This window comes from Peribacillus sp. P4_B1, from assembly GCF_056402395.1.
Genome location: NZ_JBFUHM010000002.1, coordinates 101,670 through 125,469 on the forward strand (window position 1 = coordinate 101,670; position 23,800 = coordinate 125,469).

The window sequence follows — 23,800 nt, forward strand, 5'->3', positions numbered from 1 at the left end:
TTACTAACGATATAGGAGGTTTTTTCGTATGACCAAAAGAAAAGGATTATTAGATGTTAAAGTAGACGTAAGAGGGTTATTAGAGGAATTACCCGTTTCCAATTCTGCCGCTTCAAAAGCTAGGACTGAACAGCCTGCTATTCTAAGTGACTCCATCTTGATTTCAAACGCTCTAGACGTTATTACAAGGCAAATGAAGGTGAGTGGTAATAGAAGCCGTACTATAAGTGATTATGTAATGTGTCAGTCAGTATACAAACACTTTTGTGAAGTATCAACAGTTCTTAAAAGCCAAAGTTCGTCATTCTTGAAATAAATGGTAGTTGGTGAAATTTAACTGTTGATTTGATGGCTCAAATGTTAAGTCATCACGAGAGACACGTTCTTTTTGTCCCGTGCGGTGGATTTGTTAAGATAGCATCGAAGTTAGAACTTCTTGAACAATCTTTTTTGTCTAAAGCTTTCCAAGGAGAACTTGGAACAAATGACCAGAGTGAAGAAAATGCGAATGAAATTTTAAAAGAATTGCTACAGAACAAGTTAAATAATTGCAAGAAGGCATCCATTTAAATAGTGGATGTTTTTTTATTGTATCAATAGAGAAAGTTGTTTCTAAAGTAGGGGTGCGAGTGTCATTGTATTGGATTAATACTTGAATGATGTAATATACTAGCCAGGCTAACGATGATGTCATTGAGCCTATATAGGTGTTTCATAGGAATGCTTGCCAAATGGTTTGAGTATTTGTTAGTCGTAATTCTAACCCACCTCAAAATATTATATTACTAGTATTGCAATGAGTATTATACTAAGTTATAATAAAAATCACGATTACGGTCTAAGTTCGAAAAGTGACCGTTTTGTACTGAACTGAAGAAAAACAGCGATACGTCTCAGTAGCTCAGCTGGATAGAGCAACGCCCTTCTAAGGCGTCGGTCGGGAGTTCGAATCTCTCCTGGGACACTAACAGAAAAAAGTCAAAACCTTTTAAGGTTTTGGCTTTTTTACTTTTTCTGAGCTGTTTTAAGTTAACGAGGGAATATGGAATGAACGTAGAAAGAATGCATTTCCTTTTGCATCCATTGAATTAATATTGGTTGTATGCAGAAAAGAAGTTTTTTATTTCGTATTTATCGCAGGTGGATGATCTTTTATGTCGAACTTGTTATGAATAAGGAGATGTTTAAATGAATAAAGATAGATTATTCAAGTTCATTCAAACTTCCACTCGGGGCAATTTCTTTTCAGTCGAAATATCCGAAGATGGAACTAAGGTAGTCCAATTAGCCAAGGAGCTAGAAAAAGAGGGAAGAATCAAGTTGAGGGAATGCTCGCGAAAAGAACAAGGTGTTTATCTGGAAGGAATACTTAAGTTTGTGCCAAGCTAATACTTAATAAGCTTTAACAAAGGACTTATACTACGAATTTCATATGCCCCATAGAAAAAAGGATCCAATTATGGATGCTTCAAACTGCAGACAAACTCGATGAAAATCGAGTTTGTCTGCAGTTTTTTTGGGTTTGTACAATTTGAACGTTACCTCAAGGCACTCGCTTTCCTCGGGCGGWCCGCCCGAGGAAAGCGAGTGCCTGCGGGTCTCACCGCCCGCCCCGCGGAAAGCTAGCTGGAGGGGAAATCAACAACAACTCACTACCAGGTAAATAGCAACAAAGTATGTGAAAACAGCCTTTAGATAAGATAGATGAAGGCTATATTTCGACATTTACGCTCCACCATTATTAAATGCATTATAGCGGAATAGTACCAGGGGGATCATTAACTTGATTGAATGGTGAAAGGTCCATCTCCCAGCTCCCTGAAAATTTGGTCACTATCCCTGCCACCCTCGTTTTATGAATCCCTTCCGACTTTCAAGAATGCTGGTATAATTCGTATATCCTTTGGTGCAATTATAAAAAAATCCGTAAAAACATTGACATATTACAAACAAATTAATATTATGTTTAGTATATTATAAACTTTATGAGGAAGTGTTTGGTTTTATGAAGGACGCTGAAATGTTTTGGAGCGCATCCCAAGATGAGCTTAAACAAGGGTATATCGAAGAAGGGAGCCAGTATATTTGTTTACTGTGCGGACTTGCAATTGAAAAGGGAATAGTATATCCGGAAGATGGGGTTCTTTATGAAGCTGAGAGGTATATGCGGATTCATATTGAGCGTGCACATCGTTCCGTTTTTGAATACTTGATTGATCTGGATAAAAAACTTACAGGTCTTACGGACCATCAAAATCGCCTTCTTCGCCTTTTTTACCAGGGGAAGAATGATGCTGAGGTTCAGGAGGAAATGGGGATTGGAAGTTCTTCCACAATTCGTAACCATCGCTTTGTGTTGAAAGAGAAAGAGCGGCAGGCTAAGTTGTTTTTAGCCATGATGGAACTTTTGAAAGATAAAGATGAATATGCGCCGGCGTTCATCCCCCTTCATCAAAAAGCAAGGATGGTCGATGATCGTTATAACGTTACCGAGGATGAAAAGATTACTGTGCTGAAAAAGTATTTCCCTAAAGGCAGTCAGGGTGGATTAAAGTCTTTCCCGCCAAAAGAAAAACAAAGGCTAATCATTCTCCTGGAAATTACGAAGCGTTTTGAAAATGAGCGAAAATACGAAGAAAAAGAAATTAATCAAATATTGGGTGCCGTTTATCATGATCATGTTCTATTGAGAAGATATTTAATAGAATATGGATTTTTGGATAGGAAGCCTGATGGAGGCCAGTATTGGCTGAAAAAATGATGACTGGAGGCAAGGAAGATGGATCGTAAAAAAGAATTGAAGCAATTATATAAAGAAACGAAGGTTGAAGCGGGTGTATACCAAATAAGAAATACGGTAAATAATAAAATCTTTATCGGGAGCACCAGAAATTTAAAGACGTTGAAGGGTAAACAATTTGAATTGGAAATGGGAACGAACACCAATAAAGTTCTGCAAGGTGAATGGAATCAATATGGGAAAGAAGCTTTTTCTTTTGAGATACTGGAGGTATTGAAGCCGAAAGAAACAGGATTTTTCGATGCAAAACGCGAATTGAAAAAACTTGAAGAAGTGTGGATGGAAAAAATACAGCCATATGAGGAACGGGGATACAATAAAGTGAAATCAAACTGACTTATTTCTCCGAATTCCTGGTTCTCGATTTAGCGTTAACACATCTCGTCTCATAATGTAAATTAGATGAATTACGTATTATTAAAGCTGATGGTAATATTTAGTGTTTACGATTAGGTGGTGCTGGGACGGAAAATGGAGATGGATATTTAAGAGCAAAAAAAAGGGTGGAAAACCTTAAGGCATTTTCATTCATTTAACGGTGTCACCTATTGTCGGATCCTGGTTATTGGTGGTTCTTTTATCCATTTGGAGGGTGGAGGATTGGAGTTCTGGTGCATGGCATAGCAACCCTTTGTACATGGGAGCTTTACGTCTTTAGTGGGAAGATAGAAAGATAAGAGAATACATGGAAAAGGATAAAAAGGACAGCTGAAAATGGGATATTCAAAATAGGGAGTCATTATGGCTCTTTTTTTCGTGGGAAGATAATTATGATATCTCACTTGTTGTTAGTTTTTAAATGGTTTAAGCTATTAGTGAGGGGTCCTGTTTGTAAAACTTAGGGGGAACCCTTGAAGGACCTTCTCTAAATACATCATTTTTAGGAGTTGCGAATGAAAAAAATAGGATGGACCATAACGGGGATAGGGACAATCATTGCACTGGGTGCCTTGCTTTATCCTTTGGATGTTATTGATAAAACACAATGTATATATTTATTGCTTGGCGGCGCAGGCCTAATGTTTGTCGGGTCTATGTTCAGGGCTATGTCGTTCCTTAAGAGATGACTGATAATGAGAGGCCCGAGTCCTGAAGGCGGCGGATTAAGATGTGTTACGAGTCTTTCACATCAGTTACATAAGAATCGATTCAAAAATGTTCAATTAAGGTGATGACATGGAGAAAAATCAATTGAAATATGCTCAGCAGCATCTGGCTAATGAACGCACCTTTTTGGCGTGGATAAGAACGGTGATTGCGATAGTGGGGGTTGGCTTTCTCACGACGAGCCTGCATTTTACGATTGGTGTGCATCGGGATGCCCGAATAGACTTGATCAGTATCATACTGGGGATGTTTGCATGTGCATTGGGCCTTGTGATTACGGTGCTGGCGACGTTCGGTTATCTGCAGAAGAAGCGGCAAATCAATGAAGGGACGTTTCGGCCCTCGAGTGCGCACGTAATTCTCATCGCTGTTTTTATGGTCATATTGTTATCGATCATTATTTTATATTTTCTGTCCATAAAAGTGTAACGCTCTGCCCTATCCTATATAGGGCAGTTTTTTAGTTTCTGCTATTTACTTATTCTAACACCACCATGGGAAGATTCCTTCCGTTTATTAGTTGCAATAAAAAAACAGAAGCTTGAAAAACTCTGAATTACATTATGGTTGGGCAAGAGTAAGAAAAACCTTGTTAAAAGATTTCATGCAGTACGAACACCTCAGTTTCAGTGAATTCTAGGCTTTACGGGAAATATATATCTTCGGAAAATCGTCTCGGAGTAGCTGGAAAATCAATCATGATTTCCAAGTCATGTCATTTATCTACCTTGGATCATTTTTTATCATCCCTCTTTTATTTGTAAGTAAACTTCACATAGCAATAATTTGAGTAAGCTTTAAATATTTGGTTAATTTCCATTTTGTGAGATATGATAAAAAGGAATTAAAAGGAGGTCATCGAGATGGTGGATATCAAAAAAGGTGAAAGTTCTTTTTTTGTCGAAGAATCTGGCGAGAAACTGGCAGAAATCACATTTTTTAAATCAGGTGATGATGAAATCACAGTTGATCATACCGTAGTTTCTGACAAGCTTCGCGGGCAAAAGGTAGGAAATGCCCTTGTCGAAAAGGTAATAGGATTCGCCCGTGAGGAAAAACTTAGAATTGTTCCAGTATGTTCGTTCGTTCAAAAACAGTTTGAAAAAAATGCAGAATACGAGGATGTTTTGGCTAAATGAACCGGAGGGCTGACTTAGGGGATGATTAATATCCCCTATGTTCAGCCCTTTTTCATTTTTCAGATACTCTTTACCCCCCAATAAAATAATGGTAAAGCCTTTCCTCCTGCAGTTATGTTCGCATTTAATATAGGAGAGGTGCCAGAATGGCCATCAAATTACAAACCCTATTGAATCACGCAAAGGAAAATATGGGAAGCGGTATGAACCCGGTCGTGAACGAGTCGATACTTGATGTGGTTAAATTAGCTTATGAAGCGGGGATATTTGTTCAAATCACGGCTGGTTACCGATGTTTCTTTATGAACGAGGAAGAACGAATAAATCAAAGCCGATCGTGACATATGCCAGAGCGGGCCAACCCTTGCATAACTATGGACTTGCTGTAGATTTTATCATTGTTAGTGATGACGGCAAGCTGGCATTGTGGACAGAGGAAGAAAAGTGGACAAGAGTACCAGCCATGGCAAAATCCCTGGTATTTGATTGGGGGGATTTTGAATCGTTCCGGGATTTTCCGCATCTTGGGATGTCGGGCGGTTTATCTACGAGAGATCTTCAAAAGGGATGGCGGCCGAATCTTATATCAAGAGTGGCGTCCGCAATCAGTGAAAATGAGGCTGAAAGGGAAAATGGATGATTCTTTTTTTAGGAATCCGATACTTGTGACTGACATCATGTGGATGATGCGTGACATTAATCATTTAATGGGGATATCCGATGTTTTTGAAAATTAAAAATTGAAAAAACTTTTTTTATAAAATGTGGCCATGATAGGTATGTAAGCGTATACAACAAAACTCGCAATTTAGAATTATCAAAAAATTCTCAAAAACCTGTTGACTACTACATGAAATACACGTAAGATAATCACAAATACAAGACATCAAACATAAGCGTTTCGAAAAATATGAATAATGCGAAAAGCATTGAAGAGGATAAGTAGTCTTTTTAAAAGGCAGTCACAGAGAGCCGGGTAGCTGAGAGCCGGTATTGTCCCGAAAGATGAACTCACCTTGGAGTTTCAGCTTGAACGTCAGACTAGTAGGGCTGAACGGGTGCGTACCAGTACCCGTTACCAAAACAGAGAATAGTGTAGACTATTCAAAGTGCGCATGGAGTTTCATGCGAAAAAGGGTGGTACCGTGGAGTGGCTCATCAAGCCTTTTCACCCCTTTAACTTGCCGAGTGCAAGTACATTTGGGGTGAAAAGGCTTTTTTGTATGCCTTAAAACCTGAAAATTCTGAATCTTGGGAAATTACTTTATAGGAAAGTGAAGGGGGTATTAACGAAATGGCACAAAAATCAGTGGTAGCTGATCGGAACGGTGGAAAGACACATTATAGTGGTGCCGAATTTCTGCTGAATGCATTGAAAAAGGAAAATGTTGAAGTCATCTTTGGATATCCGGGTGGTTCCGTATTGCCGATTTATGACAAGCTTTACAGTTCAGAGCTTTTTCATATTTTGACAAGACACGAACAAGGTGCGATCCATGCAGCGGAAGGATACGCCAGGATAACCGGCAAGCCGGGGGTGGTCATAGTCACATCCGGACCAGGAGCGACGAACATTGTCACGGGTTTGGCTGATGCAATGATCGACTCATTGCCGCTTGTGGTTATTTCGGGTCAGGTCGCTACCAGCGTAATTGGTTCAGATGCATTCCAGGAAGCGGATGTACTGGGGATCACTACACCGATTACAAAACATAATTACCAGGTAAGAAAGCCGGAAGACCTCCCGCGCATTATAAAAGAAGCTTTTTATATCGCTTCAAGCGGCAGGCCTGGCCCAGTATTAATTGATATACCTAAAGATATGGCCATTTTAGAAGGTGCATACACGGATGAGGAGCCAGAAATGGATCTCCCTGGTTACCAGCCGACGACCAAGCCGAATTACTTACAGATCAGAAAGCTTGTTGAAGCCGTAAGTGGAGCGAAAAGACCGGTCATTCTTGCAGGGGCAGGCGTCCTGCATGCGAAGGCATCTCACCTATTAAAGGACTATGTCGAGCAGCAAGGCATTCCCGTCGTCCACACTTTATTGGGTCTTGGAGGTTTTCCGGCGGAACACCCCCTCTTTATCGGAATGGGTGGTATGCATGGCTGTTTTGCAGCAAACATGGCGTTATCGAAATGTGACCTATTAATCAATATCGGTGCCAGGTTCGATGATCGATTGACTGGAAATCTAGCGAAGTTCGCACAGCATGCAACGGTGGCCCATATCGATATTGATCCAGCGGAAATCGGTAAAAATGTACCGACGAAAATTCCAGTTGTCGGAAGTGCTAAGGAAGCGCTGACGGAGTTAATCGCACAAAATGGCAAGAAGCCGGAAATTGAAAAATGGACCACACAGCTGACTGCATGGAATGAAGAGTTCCCATTGCGTTATACACATGAAGAAGGCGTGCTGAAACCACAGCGGGTCATCCAGATGCTTCATGAAAAAACGAAAGGGGAGGCCATTGTTACGACGGATGTTGGACAGCATCAAATGTGGGCAGCGCAATACTATCCGTTTAACAAACCGAATTCATGGGTCACTTCCGGTGGACTCGGAACGATGGGCTTTGGCTTACCTTCGGCTCTCGGAGCACAACTGGCGAATCCGAAAGCGACGGTGCTTTCCATATCGGGGGATGGCGGTTTCCAGATGTGCCTGCAAGAACTATCGGTCATTGCCGAAATGAATCTGCCAATCAAAATCATCATTGTCAATAACGGGGCACTCGGGATGGTAAGGCAGTGGCAGGAACTCTTTCATGATAACCGTTTCTCACACAGCATTTTTCAATCGCATCCGGACTTTGTGAAATTAGCCGATGCTTATGGAATTCCGGGTTACAAGGTGACGACGGAGGAAGAAGCCAGCAACTGCCTGGATGTAGCGTTAGCGACAGATGGTCCGGTATTAATCGATTTCCGTGTAAAGCAAAAAGAAAATGTCTTTCCGATGGTAGCACAAGGAAAAGGGCTTGATGAAATGGAAGGAGTTTAATCAATGAAAGGAATTCTAAGCCTCACCGTGAACAACCGGCCAGGCGTCCTGAATCGGATTACGAATCTGTTCACGAAAAGAAATTATAACATTGAAAGCATGGCTGTCGGCCCATCCGAGCAGGAAGGCATTTCAAGGATGACCTTCGTGGTCGATGTTGATGACGAAACAGTCGTTGAACAGATCACCAAGCAATTGAACAAGCAGATCGAAGTATTGAAAGTATATGATATTACGAATCAATCCATTGTGGCGAGGGAACTTGCACTCATCAAAATATTGGTGACAACGCATACCCGAGCTGAGATTTATTCAGTCATCGAACCCTTCCGTGCATCAGTAATTGATGTCAGTAAAGATAGCGTGACAGTTCAAATCACTGGGGAATCGGATAAAATCGAAGCCTTCATCGAACTGATCAAGCCATATGGCATCAAGGAATTGGCAAGGACAGGGACAGCCGCCATCCCGCGTGGAATGCAAATAGCACACGCCAAGAGCGCAACAATTGTATAAAAAAAACAAAAACAATAATGAAAAGAAAAGGGAGATGTAATTATTATGGCAAAAGTATATTATAACGCAGAAGCAAACGAGAATTTTTTCAACAATAAAAAGGTAGCGGTCATCGGATATGGTTCACAAGGACACGCACACGCACAAAACCTACGTGACAGTGGTGTAGAAGTAATCATCGGAATCAGGAAAGGTAAATCCTTCGATAAAGCGGTGGAAGACGGGTTCAATGTTTACACAGTTAAAGAAGCCGCTGAACAGGCAGACGTAATCATGAACCTTTTACCTGATGAAACTCAGCCGAAAGTATACCAAGAAGAAATCAAACCGGTATTGCGCGCAGGTCAAGCGTTAATGTTCGCACACGGATTCAACGTCCATTTCAATCAAATCGTTCCTCCGGCAGATGTGGATGTATTATTAGTCGCTCCAAAAGGTCCGGGACATCTTGTTCGCCGTACATATGAACAAGGTGCAGGGGTGCCGGCATTGTTCGCAATCTATCAAAATGTTACGGGTGAGGCAAGAGAATTGGCACTTGCGTACGCTCGGGGAATCGGTTCTTTAAGAGCTGGCGGTTTGGAAACTACTTTCCAGGAAGAAACGGAAACGGATCTATTTGGAGAACAGGCCGTACTTTGCGGCGGATTGACTTCCCTTGTGAAAGCTGGTTTCGAAACCTTGACAGAAGCTGGATACCAGCCGGAAGTGGCATATTTCGAGTGTTTACATGAACTTAAATTAATCATCGACCTTATGTATGAGGGCGGAATGGAAAACATGCGCTATTCCATTTCTGACACAGCTCAATGGGGAGATTTCGTTTCTGGACCACGCGTTGTGACGGAAACTACGAAAGAGGCCATGAAAGCGATCTTGAAAGACATCCAAGACGGTGAGTTCGCTAAAGGATGGATCTTGGAAAACCAAGCGAACCGTCCAGTCTTCAATGCTATCAATAATCGTGAAAACCAACATCAAATCGAAGTGGTTGGCCGTGAATTAAGAAAAATGATGCCATTCGTAAAACCTCAACAAAAAGAGAAAGAAGTGGTAGCCGTTGCGAAAAATTAATATATTTGAAACTACGCTTCGAGATGGGGAGCAATCAGCCGGTGTGAATTTGAATTTTACCGAAAAGCTTGAAATTGCTTATCAGCTTGAAAGATTGGGTGTTGATATTATCGAAGCCGGTTTTCCGGCAGCATCCAAAGGGGATTTCAACTCCGTACAGGAAATCGCGCGCAAAATTAAAAACAGCTCTGTTACGGGGCTGGCGCGTGCTGTAAAAGGAGATATTGATGCAGCCTGGGATTCATTAAGGGACGGGGCGGAACCGAGATTGCATACGTTCATCGCCACTTCGCCCATTCATCGTGAATATAAGTTAAAAATGTCGAAGCAGCAAGTGATTGAAAAGTCGGTTGAAATGGTTAAGTACGGAGCAGCGCGTTTTCCGATCGTGCAATGGTCTGCAGAAGATGCAAGCCGTACGGAACTTGACTATTTGGCTGAAATCGTTGAAGCGGTCATTCAAGCTGGTGCTAAGGTCATTAATATCCCGGATACTGTAGGGTATGCAGCTCCAATCGAATACGGAAACATTTTCAGATACCTTCGTGAACATGTTCCTTCTATTGATAAGGTTAGCTTATCTGCACACTGCCATGACGATCTTGGAATGGCAACGGCCAATTCATTGGCTGCCATCGAAGGCGGGGCAACACAAGTCGAAGGCACAATCAACGGCATTGGTGAACGTGCTGGAAATGTGGCACTTGAAGAGGTGGCTATGGCACTTTACATCCGTAAAGATTTCTATCAAGCGGGAACGGGCCTTGTATTAAATGAAATTAAAAGGACCAGTGACCTGGTTAGCCGCCTTACGGGAATGCAAGTTCCTGCTAATAAGGCCATAATTGGCGCCAATGCTTATGCACATGAATCTGGCATTCATCAGGATGGCATGTTAAAAGAAAAAACGACATACGAAATCATATCACCTGAACTCGTCGGAGTTTCGTCCAATTCACTTGTTTTAGGGAAGCATTCAGGGCGGCATGCTTTTAAAGAAAGATTACAAGAGTTGAATTTTACGGTAACGGATGAGGAAATGAACTCATTATTCGTTCAATTCAAGGAATTGGCCGATAATAAAAAGACCATGACTGATGAAGATATCGTGGCACTGGTGCTTGAAGAGAAAGCGACGGATATCAGTTTCTATGACCTGATTTCTTTCCAGATTTCCCACGGTACACATCAAGTTGCCACAGCGACGGTTACACTGAAAAAAGGCGATAATGAAGAGATTCAGGAAGCGGCTACTGGGGCAGGGAGTGTTGAAGCCCTTTATAACACGCTTGAAAGATGTTTGGGCAGTGAAATCAACTTGCTGGACTATCGAATTCAATCGGTGGGTGGCGGTATGGATGCCCTTGCTCAGGTTTTTGTGAAAATTGATTATAACGGTGTGGAAACGAGCGGCCGCGGTCTTGATCAGGACGTCTTGGAGGCATCTGCCAAAGCGTATTTGAACGCTGTGAACCGTGTGATCATCATGAGGGAACTGGAAGAAAAAGCAGTATTACAATAGGAAGGGGAGATTTCGATGAAAAGGAATATTGCGGTGCTTCAAGGAGATGGCATCGGGAAAGAAGTAACAAGAGGCGCTGTAGAAATCCTCGAAGCCGTTGCCCAAAGATATGGACACGATTTTGAATTTCAATATGGTGAGATTGGAGGCGGGGCCATCGATAACACAGGCTCCCCCTTGCCGGATGAAACAGTGGAGATTTGTAAAAACAGCGATGCGGTATTATTGGGTGCCGTTGGAGGACCTAAGTGGGATGACCAGCCTGCACACCTAAGACCGGAACGTGGTTTGTTGAAAATCCGAAAAGATTTGAATCTTTATGCTAACATCCGTCCAATCAGCTACTATTCCAGCTTGTCGGAATCTTCTCCTCTTAAAAAGGAATTCATTGAAGATGTTGATTTCGTGATTGTCAGGGAACTAACTGGCGGCCTGTATTTCGGTAAGCCAAGTGAGCGCGTTGAAAGAGAAGGGAAAGAAGCGGTTGTCGATACCCTTTTCTATCAGAAAAGCGAAATGAAGCGCATCATTGAACTTGCTTTTGAATTAGCATCGGAACGCAAGAAAAAAGTAACATCCGTGGATAAAGCGAATGTTCTTGAGTCCAGCAGGATGTGGCGTGAAACGGCTGAAGAAATCGCCAAGGACTATCCGGATGTAATCCTTGAACACATGCTTGTGGATAATGCAGCCATGCAACTGATTAAAAACCCGAAACAATTTGATATTATCGTGACGGAGAATATGTTCGGTGATATTTTAAGCGATGAAGCCTCTGTATTGACTGGCTCGCTTGGAATGCTTCCTTCCGCCTCCATATCAACGGAAGGGCCTAATTTATATGAACCGATTCATGGCTCTGCTCCTGATATTGCGGGCAAAAACTTAGCTAATCCAATTGGGACCATTTTATCAGCGGCGTCCATGCTGCGTTTGTCCTTTGGCTTGGAAGATGAGGCACATGCCGTTGAGCAGGCAGTGGAAACGGTCCTTGATTATGGTTTGAGAACAGGCGATATCGCAAATGGCCAACCAATTATTACGTCTACTTCAGAGATGATTGCAGAAATAAAAGCCAATCTTTTAGACCAGGAAGCCATTTCCAATATCATGGGAGCTTACGCATAAACTTCTTTCACGGCCTAATATTAGGCCGTGTTTTTTAAAAAAATATAAGATTGATCGAGGTGGGATAAGATGGGAAAGTCGATAATAGAGAAAATATGGGATCGTCATATTGTAAATGAAGAGGAAAATAAACCGGATTTGATTTATATAGACCTTCAATATATTCATGAAGTGACATCTCCGCAAGCATTTGAAGGATTGAGATTAAAAGGACGCAAAGTCAGGAGACCAGACCGTACTTTTGCGACAATGGATCATAATGTACCAACCGTTAATCGCTATTTCATCGAGGATGATATTGCTAGAAAGCAATTAGAGGCACTAGACCAAAACTGTAAGGAGTTCGGTATCCGCCTGGCTGATTTGGACAGCCCGGAACAAGGGATCGTTCACGTTATCGGGCCAGAATTAGGGCTTACACAGCCAGGGATGACGATAGTATGCGGTGACAGTCATACTTCCACACATGGTGCGTTTGGATCGATTGCGTTTGGAATCGGTACGAGTGAGGTTGAACATGTTTTGGCCACACAAACCCTTTGGCAAACAAAACCGAAAACATTAAAGCTTGAGGTTAATGGCAAACTTGGACACGGTGTGATGGCGAAAGATGTCATTTTATATGTGATTTCTAAATTTGGCGTCGATTTCGGCACTGGGCACATCATTGAGTATTGCGGGGAAGTTTTCCGGGATATGTCGATGGAAGAGAGAATGACGGTTTGCAATATGTCGATTGAAGGCGGGGCAAGGGCGGGGCTGGTTGCTCCTGATGAAACAACTTTCTCCTATTTGAAAGGTCGTAAATATTTGCCGAAAGGAGAAGAGTTCGAGCAATGTGTTCAGGAGTGGAAGTCACTTTCAARTGATGAGGATGCTGTATATGACCAAGAAATCATTCTTGATGGCAGCCTGATTTCACCTATGGTCAGCTGGGGTACAAATCCTGGAATGGCTAGTGGAGTGGACGGTAAAGTACCTACCTTCGCGGAAGGCATCATGGATTCTAAAGAGCTGAATCGGGCACTTGAGTACATGGGTCTTGAGGAAGGCATGCCAATTACGGATATCCCCGTTCAGCATGTATTCATAGGATCTTGTACGAACTCACGCATTGAAGACTTACGGCAGGCCGCAGAAATGATCGATGGCCAGACTGTGCAAAAAGGAGTTCGGGCGATGGTCGTTCCCGGTTCACAGAGTGTTAAAAGGCAAGCGGAAGAAGAAGGGTTGGATGAGATCTTCAAATCTGCGGGCTTTGAATGGCGTGAATCAGGTTGCAGCATGTGCTTGAGCATGAACCCTGATGTGGTTCCAGCCGGAGAGCATTGTGCCTCCACCAGTAACCGGAACTTTGAAGGCAGGCAAGGAGCTGGTGCAAGGACACACCTAGTTAGTCCGGCAATGGCTGCCGCGGCTGCCATTCATGGGAAGTTTGTCGATATCAGGAATTCGGAAAGAACTGAACAGGTCCATTAAGAATAAGAATTAACCGGAGGTGCAGAGAATGGAACCCATTACTATTTACAAAGGAAGAGCGGCGGCACTTGACCGTAAAAACGTGGATACGGACCAAATCATTCCAAAGCAATTTTTAAAACGGATTGAGCGAAGCGGATTTGGAGAATTTTTATTCTATAACTGGCGTTTTGATGAGAATGGAAAAGAAAGTCCTGATTTTGAATTGAATCAGCCCCATAATAAAAACGCGTCCATTTTAATAGCAGGTGAAAATTTTGGCTGCGGTTCTTCTCGTGAGCATGCTCCGTGGTCTTTGAAAGACTATGGATTCGATATCATCATCGCACCGTCTTATGCTGATATCTTTAAAAGTAATTGCATGAAAAATGGCATGGTCCCCATCGCTTTAACCCAGGCTGAAGTAAAGTATTTAATGGAGAGGGTGTCGGCAACTGATTATGAGTTGACTATCGACCTTCCCAATCAGACATTGAAAGATGGCCAAGGGTTTGAAACAAGCTTTGACATCCATCCATATTGGAAGGAAATGCTTATTAAGGGCTGGGATGAAATTTCGATAACCCTGCAATATGATCAAAAGATTTCTGCCTATGAATCGCAAGAAAAGGCTGTATCGAGTATTTAATTGAAGAATGTCATTTTCCCGTCATCCTTTCATTTGAAGGATGCGGGTTTTTTTTGAGGAGGCTGGTTAAGACGGAATGGCGTTCATCCGTCCATATAATTTTGTGTTTCCTGCTATTACATGCTAAACTGTTTTTCAAAAAGCGAACGGTGAGGCGGAAAATAGGATGGATAATGAGAACAACCAAAAGAAGGCCGGAGAAACCAAGATTATCGCCTTTCCAAATCTCGGTGAAAGGCTGATTGCAAAAGGGCTTGACGAGCTTGGGAACAGAAACTTTAAAGCGGCTGCACAGCTTTTCGGCCAAGCCAGGGAGTATGAGCCCGAAAATGATGAAGTTTGCATGGGGCTTGTAGTCTCACTAGTAGAACTTGAGTATTATGAGGAGTCAAAAGAGTTGTGTATAGAGATGCTGAATAAAGGCATAGGCGACTATTTTCAACTTATCAATATCTATTTGATGGTACTGCTGCAATTAGGCGAGCATCAGGAAATGGTCACGACAATCGAGCTGCTATTTGAAGAGAGCCAAATTCCCTTTGATAAAGAGGAACATTTCGAAAAGATGCTTCAGTTCAGTAAAAGGGCCCTTGAGGATAAAAAAGAAGAAAAGGAAAGGCAAAATCAGCAGCTTGCAGAGGAATTGCAGGAGAATGATCTTTTTGAAGGGAAAATGGATAATGAAATGTTCATGGTCATTTCAAAACTAACGAATATCAATATTCGACCATTTATCCCGGAAATCGCACAATTTCTACAAAATGATGAGGGACACCCTTTCTTTAAAACGATGCTCCTTAACATTCTTATTGACCAGGAATATAACGAGGAAGTGACACTAAGGAAATTCAATCAAACGAAGTCGGTCATACCAAGGGAAATGAAAAGTGTGAAGGAGACGGACTTCTATAAGAAGGTCACCGGCCTGACTGAAGAGGAAATCAGTCAGGAAAATCCGAGCTTATTTGAAATGGTCCATAGTTTAATTGACCGTCATTCCTTTATATTGTATCCCTTTGAACCTGGACCTGAAAGATTTGCGGCGTGGGCAGCTGCCTATCATGCCTTAGCGGAAGAATACATGACTGGGGAAGTTTTTGGGAGTGACTTGGCTGACCTTTATCTGGCTGATGAAGAAACCGTTGCGGATATCCTATCCTATTTAAAAGAAATTGAGGAAATTTCTTATCCCATTATTTAAGCTATTGCTGTTGTAACAGATTAAACCTGTGGTATAATGTAGTGGTTGTAATGTATAATCGTCAGGTTTTGACGATTTCCCAATATTTTTTTGGGGATATTTGAGGGATGACTTGTTACACTTGCAAAGCATATTCATCCAATGCTTATTATTGAAGTATATAGATTTTTTGGAGGGAAACACATGTCTGTAAAATGGGAAAAACAAGAAGGTAATCAAGGCGTACTAACAATTGAAGTTGACTCTGCAAAAGTAAACGAAGGTTTAGACGCAGCTTTCAAAAAAGTAGTGAAACAAGTAAATGTACCTGGCTTCCGTAAAGGTAAAATGCCACGTCAAATGTTCGAAAAAAAATTCGGCGTAGAATCACTATACCAAGATGCGCTTGATATCATTCTTCCAGATGCTTATGCAAATGCTGTCGAAGAAGCAGGAATCCAGCCTGTAGATCGTCCAGAAATCGACATCGAGAAAATGGAAAAAGGCGAAAACCTGATCTTCACTGCAACTGTAACAGTTAAGCCTGAAGTTAAATTGGGAGATTACAAAGGTGTTGAAGTTGAAAAATTCAATACTGAAGTAACTGACGAAGATGTTGAAAACGAATTGAAAACTTTGCAAGAGAAGCAAGCTGAGCTTGTTGTTAAAGAAGAAGGACAAGCTGCTGACGGCGATACAGTCGTTCTTGACTTTGAAGGATTCGTTGATGGTGAAGCATTCGAAGGCGGAGCTTCAGAAAACCATTCATTGGAAATCGGTTCAAACTCTTTCATTCCAGGATTTGAAGAGCAGCTTGTTGGTCTTGAAACTGGCGCTGAAAAAGATATCGAAGTTACTTTCCCTGAAGAATATCATGCTGCTGAACTTGCAGGTAAACCAGCTGTATTCAAAGTGAAAATTCACGAAATCAAAACTAAACAACTTCCTGAGTTGGATGATGAGTTCGCGAAAGATGTCGACGACGAAGTGGAAACTTTGGCTGAACTTAAAGAAAAAACAAAACATAAATTAGAGCATGACAAAAAACACGAAGAAGAAAACTTCATACAAAACACTGTAATTGGTAAAGCTGTTGAAGGCGCAGAAATGGACGTTCCTGAAGCAATGATTTCAAACGAAGTGGACCGCATGATGAATGAGTTCTCTCAACGCATTCAATCTCAAGGACTTAATTTGGAACTTTACTACCAATTCTCAGGTCAAGACGAAGAAGCTTTAAAAGCACAAATGAAAGAAGAAGCTGAAGGACAAGTTCGTACGAGCCTGACTCTTGAAGCAATCGCTGAAGTTGAAAAAATTGAAGCGACTGACGAAGATGTAGAAGCTGAACTTGGACAAATGGCTACAATGTACAATATGGAAATTGATGCGATTAAACAAGCTCTTGGAAACTTAGAAGGAATCAAAGGCGATCTTAAAATTAAGAAAGCTATTGACTTCTTGGTAGAAAACAGCAAAACAGTTGACGCAAAATAATTTTTATAAATAAGTAGATTTAAATATTTCCTTAAAAAACAAGGCGCGAGTAATCGTGCCTTGTTTTATACATATTGAGAATTAGTGGAAATTTCAAATATCGGTAAGTTCCTGATTGATTTTTTTTGAATTTCAGTGTAGATTAGTTCTAATACCGCATATACATATTTATACAGCAAATCCTGATTTTAAAAATCAAAAGTTTTGGGCATACTGGTAAAGGGCAAATACATATTGATTGATTATTGTACATATTTACAACTCGGACGCGTGAGCATTTTTGTTACTAAACTTCCAAGAACATGATAAAATGCAAAACATGCTAGGGATTTTGGAATGCTTAAGTAGGTGTGTTCCCGGTTTTTTTTTACAATCGGGTACCGCTATGTAATAGAGTTGGAAGAGTATTTGAAGGGGTGAACGTACATGTTTAAATTTAATGATGAAAAAGGACAGTTAAAATGTTCTTTTTGCGGTAAAACACAAGAACAAGTCCGTAAACTGGTTGCTGGTCCAGGTGTATATATTTGTGACGAGTGTATCGAGCTTTGTACGGAGATCGTCGAAGAAGAGTTGGGGACTGATGAAGAAGTAGAATTCAGAGATGTGCCTAAACCTATGGAAATCCGTGAAATTCTTGACGAATATGTGATTGGACAAGAACAGGCGAAGAAGTCTTTGGCTGTCGCTGTTTACAATCATTATAAACGTATCAATTCCAATAGCAAAGTCGACGATGTTGAGCTTTCTAAAAGTAACATCGCCTTGATCGGACCGACTGGAAGCGGGAAAACCCTTCTTGCGCAAACATTGGCGCGATTACTGAATGTTCCTTTTGCAATTGCTGATGCGACTTCATTGACAGAAGCTGGATATGTTGGGGAAGATGTCGAAAACATCCTTCTAAAATTGATCCAAGCAGCTGATTATGATGTGGAAAAAGCGGAAAAAGGCATCATTTATATTGATGAAATCGATAAAGTTGCCCGTAAATCGGAGAATCCTTCCATTACACGTGACGTGTCCGGTGAAGGTGTGCAACAAGCTTTATTGAAAATTCTTGAAGGAACGGTTGCAAGCGTACCGCCTCAAGGCGGACGTAAACACCCACATCAAGAATTCATCCAAATCGATACGACCAATATCTTGTTCATCTGTGGCGGTGCATTTGATGGCATCGAACCAATCATCAAACGCCGTCTTGGTCAAAAAGTCATTGGTTTTGGCTCTGACGTGAAAAAGGATGATATTGCAGAAAAAGAATTGCTTTCAAAAGTTCTTCCTGAAGACTTGCTTCGTTTCGGTTTAATTCCGGAATTCATCGGGCGTCTTCCGGTAATTGCGACTCTTGAGCAATTGGATGAAGCTGCTTTGATTGAAATCCTGACAAAGCCGAAAAATGCCCTTGTTAAGCAATATCAAAAATTGCTTGAGCTTGACGATGTTGAATTGGAATTCGAACAGGAAGCGCTAAGTGAAATTGCTAAAAAGGCAATTGAACGTAAAACTGGTGCACGTGGTCTGCGTTCCATCATTGAAGGCATCATTCTTGAAGTGATGTTCGATCTGCCTTCACGTGATGATGTTGCAAAATGTGTAATCACAGGCAGCACGATTTCGAAAAATGAATCTCCAAAGCTCGTCCTTAAAGACGGTACAACCATCAAAGGACAAGGAAAGAAAACATCTGCTTAATTTATAGGAAAAGTAAGACTGCCAGTTCATCCTGGCAGTCTTTTTTTCTTTTGTCTTTTTTTTATGTTTATTGAGAAAATACTGTTCTTTGAGATGAAAACCCCAAAATTTACAACACGAAATTTTTGGATAATTTCGCCCTTCCAAAGGAGATACTAACAGAAATGACAAACTTGGAGAGTGCAGGAGGGAATACGATGAATTGGACAGGATTGGCGTTGTTTATCCAGCTGTTTTTTGGGATCATTATTGGATTGTATTTTTTGAACTTATTGAAAGGCCAGCGGACACAAAAAGTTTCCATTGACCGTGATTCACGTAAGGAAATGGACCAATTACGGAAGATGAGATCGATTTCGTTAACAGAGCCATTGGCGGAGAAGGTTAGACCAAGCACATTTAATGAAATCATCGGTCAGGAAGATGGCATTAAATCTTTAAAGGCTGCTTTATGTGGACCAAATCCCCAGCATGTGATAGTTTATGGTCCTCCAGGGGTAGGGAAAACAGCGGCGGCCAGACTTGTTTTGGAAGAGGCTAAGAAAAATGGTAAGTCCCCTTTTAAGAATTCGGCAGTGTTTGTTGAACTGGATGCCACCACCGCCAGGTTCGATGAACGGGGGATTGCCGATCCGCTGATCGGTTCTGTGCATGATCCAATCTATCAAGGGGCAGGGGCGATGGGACAGGCTGGCATTCCGCAGCCAAAGCAAGGTGCAGTAAGCAATGCTCATGGAGGCGTACTGTTCATAGATGAAATAGGGGAGCTTCATCCAATACAGATGAATAAACTGTTGAAGGTATTGGAGGATCGCAAGGTCTTTCTGGAAAGTGCCTATTACCAAGAGGAAAATCAAAGTATTCCCACTCACATCCATGATATTTTTAAAAATGGACTACCGGCTGACTTTCGATTGATTGGGGCCACAACAAGAACGCCAAATGAAATCGCACCTGCGATACGCTCGAGATGCATAGAAGTGTTTTTTCGTGAACTTGACAGGGAAGAAATAATCACTGTGGCTAAGAATGCCTCCGATAAAGTTGGAATTACCATCAGTGAAAAAGGCTTGCAGTCGATTTCGGATTATGCCCGAAATGGCAGGGAAGCTGTCAACATGATTCAGACTCTTGCAGGAATATCAATTAATGAAAACAGGACTTTTATCAGAGAAGAAGATATTGATTGGATGGCACATAGCAGCCAACTTACCCAAAGAATGGACAGGAAAATAGAATCAAATTCTAAAATAGGCCTTGTCAACGGTCTAGCAGTCTACGGTCCCAACAGCGGGGCATTGCTGGAAATCGAGGTCATGGTCATGGCCGCCCCTGATGAAAAAGGTTCGATTAATATTACCGGCATTGTCGAAGAAGAGAGTATTGGCGGTGGGAATGGCAAGTCGATTCGCCGCAAAAGCATGGCAAAAGGTTCGATTGAAAATGTGATTACGGTTTTACGGTCGATGGGAGTTCCTGCCGATCAATTCGATATCCATGTCAACTTTCCGGGCGGAAGTCCTGTAGATGGTCCTTCTGCTGGAATTGCAATGGCAACAGGCATTTACTCGGCCATTTATAAAATCCCTGTAGATCACACATTAGCGATGACTGGAGAAATTAGCATTCATGGCGGTGTTAAACCGATTGGCGGAGTCATTCCGAAAATCAAGGCAGCAAAACTTGCCGGGGCAAAGAAAGTAATCATCCCTGCCGATAACATGCAGCCGCTGCTATCTGAGATCAAGGATATAGAAATCATTACAGTTTCGAATGTGAAAGAAGTGCTGGATCAGGCACTGAAAAAGGAACTGATGTCGGAACAAATTCTCACATCCTTGGACCTATCGAAAAAAGAAAGCGTATAAAGGAAATGCCCCGGATTAAAACAGAACCGGGGCATTTTAAGGACCATAATGGGGGTCCTCCATAAACCTAACAAAAAAATAAACACTGTTAAGACGTGCTTTTTTATCTAATATTGGAGATAATAATAGCAGTCGAAACGTGTTAAGGTAAACGAATAGACACTTCTATATAAATAGGATAGAATTGTTAAAAGGTTGAGAACATGGGTAAATAGTTTACAACGACGATACTAATTAGATGGAGGTGTCAGGAAATGACTGATCAAGAAATCATCGTCCCCCTCCTGCCGCTTAGAGGACTGCTTGTATATCCAACAATGGTACTTCATTTAGATGTAGGCCGAGATAAATCGGTACAAGCCCTTGAGAAAGCAATGGTGGAAGACCATCTTATATTTTTGACGACACAACAAGATGTTTCGTTGGACGAACCAGGTGAAGAAGATTTATTTACTATGGGAACTTTAACAAAGGTAAAACAGATGCTGAAGCTTCCGAATGGTACAATCCGGGTGTTAGTGGAAGGATTGAACCGGGCAGAGGTCATTGAATTTTACGATTATGAGACACATTATGGTGCCAAGATTAAAATATATGAAGACAGTGATGAAAAGGATGCTGAACATCAAGCATTAATGCGCACCCTGCTGGATTATTTTGAACAATACATAAAAATGTCCAAGAAAATAACCGGTGAAACGTTTTCGTCCACTTCCGATATTGAAGAGCCAGGGAGATTAGCGGATATAATCGCATCCCATTTGCCTTTGAAGTTGAAGGAGAAGCAAGAAGTGCTTGAGACCATTGATATGAAAAAGCGTTTAAGCCGGGTGATCGAAATCATCAATAACGAGAAAGAAGTTCTTTTTCTCGAGAAAAAAATTGGCCAGCGTGTTAAGCGTTCGATGGAACGGACCCAAAAAGAATATTACCTACGTGAACAAATGAAAGCGATCCAAAAGGAATTGGGCGATAAAGAAGGAAAAACAGGGGAAATTGAGGTCCTCAACGAAAAGATAGAAGAAGCGGATATGCCTGAGCATATTAAAGAAACGGCATTAAAGGAATTGGACCGTTATGAAAAAGTTCCGTCAAGCTCTGCCGAGAGTTCTGTCATCCGTAATTATATCGAATGGTTGATCTCGCTTCCTTGGTCCAAAGCGACTAAAGATGACTTGAATATTCACAAAGCTGAAAAGATCCTGAACAGGGACCACCATGGATTGGAAAAGGTGAAAGAACGGGTGCTTGAGTATTTAGCCGTCCAGCAATTGACCAATTCATTGAAGGGACCGATCCTTTGCTTAGTTGGACCACCCGGCGTCGGGAAAACAAGTCTGGCTAAATCGATTGCTTCATCCCTGAATAGGAATTTCGTCCGTATATCTTTAGGCGGGGTGCGTGATGAATCAGAAATCCGCGGACATCGCCGCACATATGTAGGGGCGATGCCGGGAAGGATCATCCAAGGCATGAAAAAAGCTGGAACGATCAATCCTGTCTTTTTACTGGACGAAGTGGATAAGATGTCCAATGACTTTAGGGGAGATCCATCTGCAGCGATGCTGGAGGTGCTCGATCCGGAGCAAAATCATAATTTCAGTGATCATTATATTGAAGAAACGTATAATCTTTCCAAAGTCATGTTCATAGCGACTGCGAATAATTTGGGATCTATTCCAGGCCCGCTTCGTGATCGTATGGAAATCATTTCGATTGCAGGTTATACTGAGATAGAGAAACTTCATATAGCCAAGGATCACTTACTGCCAAGACAGTTGGAAAACCATGGTTTAATGAAGACACAATTGCAAATCCGTGAGGAAGCACTTACCAAAATCATCCGTTATTATACCCGGGAAGCCGGTGTTCGGAGTCTGGAGCGACAGCTTGCAAGCATTTGTCGTAAGACTGCAAAAATCATCGTGTCCGGAGATAAAAAGCGGGTCGTCATTTCTGAAAAGAATGTCGAGGAGTTTTTAGGGAAAACCATGTTCCATTATGGACAGGCGGAAGTCGAAAACCAAGTAGGAGTAGCTAATGGTTTAGCTTACACATCGGTTGGTGGCGATACGCTGCAAATCGAGGTTTCCTTGTCACCGGGTAAAGGCAAGCTTATCCTGACAGGAAAGCTTGGCGATGTAATGAAAGAGTCAGCCCAGGCTGCTTTCAGTTATGTCCGTTCGAAAACTGAAAAACTTCATATTGATACGAACTTCCATGAAAAATATGATATTCATATTCATGTCCCCGAAGGTGCCGTCCCTAAAGATGGTCCTTCTGCAGGCATCACGATTGCAACAGCGTTAATATCGGCCCTTACTAATAGGCCGATCAGAAAAGAGGTAGGCATGACAGGCGAAATTACATTACGCGGACGGGTTCTTCCGATCGGCGGGCTTAAAGAAAAATCTTTAGCGGCCCATCGCGCAGGACTTACGAAAATCATCATCCCGCAAAATAACGAAAAGGATATTGATGATATCCCGGAAAGTGTCCGTAAAGCATTAACATTTGTTCCAGTTTCACACGTCGATGAAGTCCTTGAGCATGCATTGGTAGGTGTGAACGAATGAAAGTGACAAGTTCAGATATTGTCATCAGCGCTGTAAAGCCTGAGCAATATCCCAATACTCCAATTCCGGAATTTGCCTTGGCGGGCCGTTCCAATGTTGGTAAATCCAGTTTCATCAACAAAATGATCAATCGAAAAAACTTGGCGCGCACATCCTCTAAACCGGGTAAAACGCAGACCTTGAATTTTTACATCATAAATGAAGCAATCCATTTTGTTGATGTACCGGGTTATGGCTATGCAAAGGTTTCAAAAACGGAGCGTGATGCTTGGGGAAGGATGATCGAAACGTACTTCACTTCCCGTGATCAGCTCCGCGCTGCGCTTCTGATCGTCGATTTGCGTCATCCGCCTACAAAGGATGATATCGCAATGTATGAATTCCTGAAGCATTATGACCTGCCCAGGATCGTAATTGCAACAAAAGCGGATAAAATTCCAAAAGGCAAATGGCAGAAGCACTTGAAAATAACACGCCAAACGTTAAATATGGAAAGAGAAGATGAATTGCTTCTTTTCTCGGGTGAAACAGGCGAAGGTAAGGAACAAGCCTGGGGCGTCCTTAAGAAATATATGTAAAAG

22 protein-coding genes, 1 tRNA gene, 1 pseudogene and 1 other annotated feature are annotated in these 23,800 nt (G+C 41.8%); all 24 genes and pseudogenes read left to right on the forward strand.

The genetic code is table 11. The annotated features are described in order from the left end of the window. The first annotated feature begins 28 nt into the window (after window positions 1-28). The 24 genes and pseudogenes from AC1DVK_RS01975 (at window position 29) to yihA (ending at window position 23,797) form a co-directional block, all read left to right on the forward strand. Complete coding sequence (locus AC1DVK_RS01975; RefSeq protein WP_410861202.1) at window positions 29-316, forward strand: hypothetical protein; 288 nt, start codon at window positions 29-31, stop codon at window positions 314-316. Between the two features lie 574 nt (window positions 317-890). Further along, window positions 891-964: transfer RNA gene (locus AC1DVK_RS01980), tRNA-Arg, on the forward strand. A gap of 224 nt (window positions 965-1,188) precedes the next feature. Then, window positions 1,189-1,389, forward strand: coding sequence for a hypothetical protein (locus AC1DVK_RS01985; protein ID WP_061464291.1), 201 nt, complete (start codon window positions 1,189-1,191; stop codon window positions 1,387-1,389). 616 nt (window positions 1,390-2,005) lie between these two features. After that, window positions 2,006-2,761, forward strand: a complete 756-nt coding sequence (locus tag AC1DVK_RS01990) for a DUF2087 domain-containing protein (protein WP_289319938.1) — start codon at window positions 2,006-2,008, stop codon at window positions 2,759-2,761. A gap of 18 nt (window positions 2,762-2,779) precedes the next feature. Then, a complete protein-coding gene (locus AC1DVK_RS01995) occupies window positions 2,780-3,136 on the forward strand; it encodes a GIY-YIG nuclease family protein (RefSeq protein WP_089361688.1) in 357 nt (118 codons plus the stop codon). A 167-nt stretch (window positions 3,137-3,303) separates the two neighbouring features. Continuing rightward, a pseudogene (locus tag AC1DVK_RS02000) lies at window positions 3,304-3,512 on the forward strand (2TM domain-containing protein). 181 nt (window positions 3,513-3,693) lie between these two features. Next, window positions 3,694-3,867, forward strand: coding sequence for a hypothetical protein (locus AC1DVK_RS02005; protein ID WP_167555994.1), 174 nt, complete (start codon window positions 3,694-3,696; stop codon window positions 3,865-3,867). A gap of 109 nt (window positions 3,868-3,976) precedes the next feature. Then, entirely contained in the window at window positions 3,977-4,336 is a 360-nt protein-coding gene (locus AC1DVK_RS02010) for a YidH family protein (RefSeq protein ID WP_061464288.1), read from the forward strand. A 434-nt stretch (window positions 4,337-4,770) separates the two neighbouring features. Next, on the forward strand, window positions 4,771-5,046 hold the full coding sequence (locus AC1DVK_RS02015) for a GNAT family N-acetyltransferase (RefSeq protein ID WP_089361687.1): 276 nt from the start codon (window positions 4,771-4,773) through the stop codon (window positions 5,044-5,046). 146 nt (window positions 5,047-5,192) lie between these two features. Further along, a complete protein-coding gene (locus AC1DVK_RS02020) occupies window positions 5,193-5,387 on the forward strand; it encodes a hypothetical protein (protein ID WP_410861207.1) in 195 nt (64 codons plus the stop codon). 23 nt (window positions 5,388-5,410) lie between these two features. Then, complete coding sequence (locus AC1DVK_RS02025) at window positions 5,411-5,686, forward strand: M15 family metallopeptidase (RefSeq protein ID WP_477625729.1); 276 nt, start codon at window positions 5,411-5,413, stop codon at window positions 5,684-5,686. Window positions 5,687-5,966: 280 nt separating this feature from the next. Next, window positions 5,967-6,225: a binding site (T-box leader), on the forward strand. A 115-nt stretch (window positions 6,226-6,340) separates the two neighbouring features. Beyond that, window positions 6,341-8,056 (forward strand): acetolactate synthase large subunit, encoded by a 1,716-nt coding sequence (gene ilvB / locus AC1DVK_RS02030; protein WP_089361686.1) that lies wholly within the window; start codon window positions 6,341-6,343, stop codon window positions 8,054-8,056. Between the two features lie 3 nt (window positions 8,057-8,059). After that, window positions 8,060-8,572 carry an acetolactate synthase small subunit gene (gene ilvN / locus AC1DVK_RS02035; RefSeq protein ID WP_061464284.1) on the forward strand — a complete coding sequence of 171 codons (513 nt, stop codon included), beginning with the start codon at window positions 8,060-8,062 and terminating at the stop codon, window positions 8,570-8,572. Window positions 8,573-8,617: 45 nt separating this feature from the next. After that, window positions 8,618-9,646, forward strand: coding sequence for a ketol-acid reductoisomerase (ilvC, locus tag AC1DVK_RS02040; protein ID WP_061464283.1), 1,029 nt, complete (start codon window positions 8,618-8,620; stop codon window positions 9,644-9,646). Continuing rightward, window positions 9,633-11,168, forward strand: a complete 1,536-nt coding sequence (locus tag AC1DVK_RS02045; protein ID WP_089361685.1) for a 2-isopropylmalate synthase — start codon at window positions 9,633-9,635, stop codon at window positions 11,166-11,168. The genes ilvC and AC1DVK_RS02045 overlap by 14 nt, the downstream gene beginning before the upstream one ends. A gap of 15 nt (window positions 11,169-11,183) precedes the next feature. Further along, entirely contained in the window at window positions 11,184-12,296 is a 1,113-nt protein-coding gene (gene leuB, locus AC1DVK_RS02050) for a 3-isopropylmalate dehydrogenase (protein WP_061464281.1), read from the forward strand. A gap of 69 nt (window positions 12,297-12,365) precedes the next feature. Then, entirely contained in the window at window positions 12,366-13,775 is a 1,410-nt protein-coding gene (gene leuC, locus AC1DVK_RS02055; protein WP_477625730.1) for a 3-isopropylmalate dehydratase large subunit, read from the forward strand. Window positions 13,776-13,803: 28 nt separating this feature from the next. Continuing rightward, window positions 13,804-14,403 carry a 3-isopropylmalate dehydratase small subunit gene (gene leuD / locus AC1DVK_RS02060; protein ID WP_061464279.1) on the forward strand — a complete coding sequence of 200 codons (600 nt, stop codon included), beginning with the start codon at window positions 13,804-13,806 and terminating at the stop codon, window positions 14,401-14,403. 166 nt (window positions 14,404-14,569) lie between these two features. Beyond that, entirely contained in the window at window positions 14,570-15,604 is a 1,035-nt protein-coding gene (locus tag AC1DVK_RS02065) for a tetratricopeptide repeat protein (protein ID WP_477625731.1), read from the forward strand. Window positions 15,605-15,787: 183 nt separating this feature from the next. Then, window positions 15,788-17,080, forward strand: a complete 1,293-nt coding sequence (gene tig / locus AC1DVK_RS02070; RefSeq protein WP_061464277.1) for a trigger factor — start codon at window positions 15,788-15,790, stop codon at window positions 17,078-17,080. Between the two features lie 426 nt (window positions 17,081-17,506). Continuing rightward, window positions 17,507-18,775: an ATP-dependent protease ATP-binding subunit ClpX gene (gene clpX, locus AC1DVK_RS02075; RefSeq protein ID WP_061464276.1), complete on the forward strand. Its 1,269-nt coding sequence runs from the start codon at window positions 17,507-17,509 to the stop codon at window positions 18,773-18,775. 197 nt (window positions 18,776-18,972) lie between these two features. Beyond that, entirely contained in the window at window positions 18,973-20,643 is a 1,671-nt protein-coding gene (gene lonB, locus AC1DVK_RS02080; protein WP_089361681.1) for an ATP-dependent protease LonB, read from the forward strand. 254 nt (window positions 20,644-20,897) lie between these two features. Continuing rightward, window positions 20,898-23,219 carry an endopeptidase La gene (gene lon, locus AC1DVK_RS02085; protein WP_061464274.1) on the forward strand — a complete coding sequence of 774 codons (2,322 nt, stop codon included), beginning with the start codon at window positions 20,898-20,900 and terminating at the stop codon, window positions 23,217-23,219. Then, window positions 23,216-23,797 carry a ribosome biogenesis GTP-binding protein YihA/YsxC gene (gene yihA, locus AC1DVK_RS02090; protein WP_061464273.1) on the forward strand — a complete coding sequence of 194 codons (582 nt, stop codon included), beginning with the start codon at window positions 23,216-23,218 and terminating at the stop codon, window positions 23,795-23,797. The genes lon and yihA overlap by 4 nt, the downstream gene beginning before the upstream one ends. Window positions 23,798-23,800: the final 3 nt, after the last annotated feature.

Excerpts from the sequence above, each read along its gene's own strand:
- AC1DVK_RS01975 (WP_410861202.1), top strand. The coding sequence starts at position 29 with ATGACCAAAAGAAAAGGATTATTAGATGTTAAAGTAGACGTAAGAGGG.
- AC1DVK_RS01985 (WP_061464291.1), top strand. The coding sequence starts at position 1,189 with ATGAATAAAGATAGATTATTCAAGTTCATTCAAACTTCCACTCGGGGC.
- AC1DVK_RS01990 (WP_289319938.1), top strand. The coding sequence starts at position 2,006 with ATGAAGGACGCTGAAATGTTTTGGAGCGCATCCCAAGATGAGCTTAAA.
- AC1DVK_RS01995 (WP_089361688.1), top strand. The coding sequence starts at position 2,780 with ATGGATCGTAAAAAAGAATTGAAGCAATTATATAAAGAAACGAAGGTT.
- AC1DVK_RS02005 (WP_167555994.1), top strand. The coding sequence starts at position 3,694 with ATGAAAAAAATAGGATGGACCATAACGGGGATAGGGACAATCATTGCA.
- AC1DVK_RS02010 (WP_061464288.1), top strand. The coding sequence starts at position 3,977 with ATGGAGAAAAATCAATTGAAATATGCTCAGCAGCATCTGGCTAATGAA.
- AC1DVK_RS02015 (WP_089361687.1), top strand. The coding sequence starts at position 4,771 with ATGGTGGATATCAAAAAAGGTGAAAGTTCTTTTTTTGTCGAAGAATCT.
- AC1DVK_RS02020 (WP_410861207.1), top strand. The coding sequence starts at position 5,193 with ATGGCCATCAAATTACAAACCCTATTGAATCACGCAAAGGAAAATATG.
- ilvB (WP_089361686.1), top strand. The coding sequence starts at position 6,341 with ATGGCACAAAAATCAGTGGTAGCTGATCGGAACGGTGGAAAGACACAT.
- ilvN (WP_061464284.1), top strand. The coding sequence starts at position 8,060 with ATGAAAGGAATTCTAAGCCTCACCGTGAACAACCGGCCAGGCGTCCTG.
- ilvC (WP_061464283.1), top strand. The coding sequence starts at position 8,618 with ATGGCAAAAGTATATTATAACGCAGAAGCAAACGAGAATTTTTTCAAC.
- leuB (WP_061464281.1), top strand. The coding sequence starts at position 11,184 with ATGAAAAGGAATATTGCGGTGCTTCAAGGAGATGGCATCGGGAAAGAA.
- leuD (WP_061464279.1), top strand. The coding sequence starts at position 13,804 with ATGGAACCCATTACTATTTACAAAGGAAGAGCGGCGGCACTTGACCGT.
- AC1DVK_RS02065 (WP_477625731.1), top strand. The coding sequence starts at position 14,570 with ATGGATAATGAGAACAACCAAAAGAAGGCCGGAGAAACCAAGATTATC.
- tig (WP_061464277.1), top strand. The coding sequence starts at position 15,788 with ATGTCTGTAAAATGGGAAAAACAAGAAGGTAATCAAGGCGTACTAACA.
- clpX (WP_061464276.1), top strand. The coding sequence starts at position 17,507 with ATGTTTAAATTTAATGATGAAAAAGGACAGTTAAAATGTTCTTTTTGC.
- lonB (WP_089361681.1), top strand. The coding sequence starts at position 18,973 with ATGAATTGGACAGGATTGGCGTTGTTTATCCAGCTGTTTTTTGGGATC.
- lon (WP_061464274.1), top strand. The coding sequence starts at position 20,898 with ATGACTGATCAAGAAATCATCGTCCCCCTCCTGCCGCTTAGAGGACTG.
- yihA (WP_061464273.1), top strand. The coding sequence starts at position 23,216 with ATGAAAGTGACAAGTTCAGATATTGTCATCAGCGCTGTAAAGCCTGAG.